Genomic DNA, 1,918 nt, shown 5'->3' on the forward strand with positions numbered 1-1,918 from the left:
TGGAGGCGCCGTCCTGGTTGACCGCGGTGCCGCGCACCACCGCGAGCACCGGATGTCCGTTCGCGCGGGCGTCGGAGAGGCGTTCGAGCAGGAGCAGGCCGGCGCCCTCGCCCCAGCCGGTGCCGTCGGCGGCGTCGGCGAAGGCCTTGCAGCGGCCGTCGGGGGCGAGGCCCCGCTGCCGGCTGAACTCCACGAAGGTGCCCGGGGTCGCCATCACGGTCACGCCGCCGGCCAGCGCCAGCCCGCACTCGCCGCGGCGCAGCGCCTGCGCGGCGAGGTGCACGGCGACCAGCGAGGACGAGCAGGCGGTGTCGACGGTGACCGCGGGGCCCTCCAGCCCGAAGGTGTACGACACCCGGCCGGAGGCGACGCTGCCCGCGCTGCCGGCCCCCAGGTAGGGCTCGAACTCCGGCGGGATCCCGCCGAGCAGCCGTCCGGCGTAGTCGTCGTACATGACACCGGCGAACACGCCGGTGCGGCTGCCGCGCAGTGACGTCGGGTCGATCCCGGCGCGTTCGAAGGTCTCCCAGGCGACCTCCAGCAGCAGCCGCTGCTGCGGGTCGACGGCCAGCGCCTCCCGCGGGCTGATCCCGAAGAACGCCGGGTCGAACGCGGCGGCGTCGTAGAGGAAACCGCCGTCACGGGCGTAGGAGGTACCCGCGTGCTCCGGATCCGGATGGTAGAGCGTGTCGACGTCCCACCCGCGGTCGGTCGGGAACGGGCCGATGGCGTCCTTCCCTTCGGCCACCAGCCGCCACAGATCCGCCGGTGACTCGACCCCGCCCGGGTACCGGCAGGCCATCCCGACGACGGCGATCGGTTCGAGCGCGGCGGACTCCACCTCGCGCAGCCGCGCGCGTGTCTGCTGCAGCTCGGCGACCACGCGGGCCAGGTAGTCCCGCAGCTTGTCCTCGTCCGCCATGACAGCGTTGCTCCCTTGGAAAGCGATCGGGCCGGTCAGGAGATCCCGAGATCGTTGTCGATCAGGTTGAAGAGGTCGTCGTTGCTTGCCGCGCGCAGCTCCGCCACGCTCAGCGCGGCGTCCGCGCCGTCCCCGCCGCGAGTCCGCTCCGACCTGGTGAGGTCGGCCGCGGACACGGTGGCCAGCAGCGCGGTGAGGCGCGCGGTGATGTCCCGGCGCCACTGGTCGTCGGGCGCGCGGCCGGCCAGCGTCGCCTCCAGCCGGTCCAGGTCGGCGAGCGAGGCGAGCCCACCGCCGGACCCGCCCCCGGCCGGCGCGGTCTGGGCCCACAGGTGCTCGACGAGCGCCCGCGGGGTGGGGTAGTCGAAGATCAGCGTCGCCGGTAGCCGCAGCCCGGTGCCGGCGTCGAGCCGGTTGCGCAGCTCGACTGCGGTGAGCGAGTCGAACCCGAGCTCGGAGAAGCCCCGGTCGACCTCGACGGCGGCCTCGTCGGCGTGCCCGAGCACGTTCGCGACGGCCTGCCGGACCAGCGCCTCCACCCGGGCGCGGCGCTCGTCGTCACTCAGGCCGGCCAGTGGGGCACCGGCGGCGGAACCGGCCGGGCCGGCCGCCGCGCCTGTCCCCGCGCCCGCCGCCGGGGCCGCTCCCCGCCTGCGCGCCGGTACCCGGACGAGGCCGCGCAGCAGCGCGGGTGGCGCCGCCGCGCCCTCGGCGGCCTGCTGGTACAGCCCGCGCAGCGTGGCCAGGTCGAGCCGGGCCGGCACCACCGTCGGCGTGTCGAGGGTGAGGGCGACGTCCAGCAGGGCCAGCCCCTGCTCCGGGGTGAGCGCGGCCAGACCGGTGCGGGCGATCCGGGACCGTTCGGCCGCGGTGAGGGTCGTGTCCATACCGTCACCGGTGGCCCAGAGTCCCCAGGCGAGGCTGGTGGCGGGGAGTCCGGTGGCTCGGCGGTGGTGGGCGAGGGCGTCGAGGTAGGTGTTGGCGGCGGCGTAGTTG

General features: G+C 75.8%; 2 protein-coding genes. Both read right to left on the reverse strand.

Features of this window, described 5'->3' with window-relative positions:
- Nucleotides 1-922, reverse strand: a 922-nt coding sequence (locus UG55_RS26710) for a beta-ketoacyl synthase N-terminal-like domain-containing protein (protein WP_083987238.1), incomplete at its 3' end; no start/stop codon positions are given.
- A 35-nt stretch (nucleotides 923-957) separates the two neighbouring features.
- The coding region (locus tag UG55_RS26715) for an acyl carrier protein (RefSeq protein WP_128423221.1) at nucleotides 958-1,918 on the reverse strand (961 nt) is incomplete at its 5' end.

This window comes from Frankia sp. EI5c, from assembly GCF_001636565.1.
Lineage (GTDB): Bacteria > Actinomycetota > Actinomycetes > Frankiales > Frankiaceae > Parafrankia.